A 341-nucleotide genomic window follows, 5' to 3' on the forward strand; every position below is an offset into this window, starting at 1 on the left:
AGGGCCGCATCATTACTCAATACAGAGTTTGATACGGCCCCTTTTAAATATTATAGTTATAATCTGTAACTTTAGGGAGTAGTCATTTTAGTTTTGACACACCCTCTTTAGTATAAATGTGAAAAATTATGTATAACGCTAATTTACTGCCCAGTCGCTAATTGTTCCGGTTTCAGAAGAGAATGATGCACCGATTTTATAAACTTTGCGGCTATCGGTTGCATATTCACGTGCATATCCTTTTTCCTCTATCTGCTGAAGCGCCTCTTGGGCCGTACCGTCCAGTTTGAACTCAAAGATATATACATATTCTGATGTTTCCACTATGCAGTCCACACGTC

At 39.0% G+C, this 341-nt stretch carries 1 protein-coding gene; it reads right to left on the reverse strand.

Features of this window, described 5'->3' with window-relative positions:
- Nucleotides 1–138: 138 nt before the first annotated feature.
- Nucleotides 139–341, reverse strand: a 203-nt coding sequence (locus H6A61_RS15505) for a PD-(D/E)XK nuclease domain-containing protein (protein WP_204394800.1), incomplete at its 5' end; no start/stop codon positions are given.

This window comes from Bacteroides caecigallinarum (genome assembly GCF_016901995.1).
In the GTDB taxonomy this organism is placed as follows: domain Bacteria; phylum Bacteroidota; class Bacteroidia; order Bacteroidales; family Bacteroidaceae; genus Phocaeicola; species Phocaeicola cellulolyticus.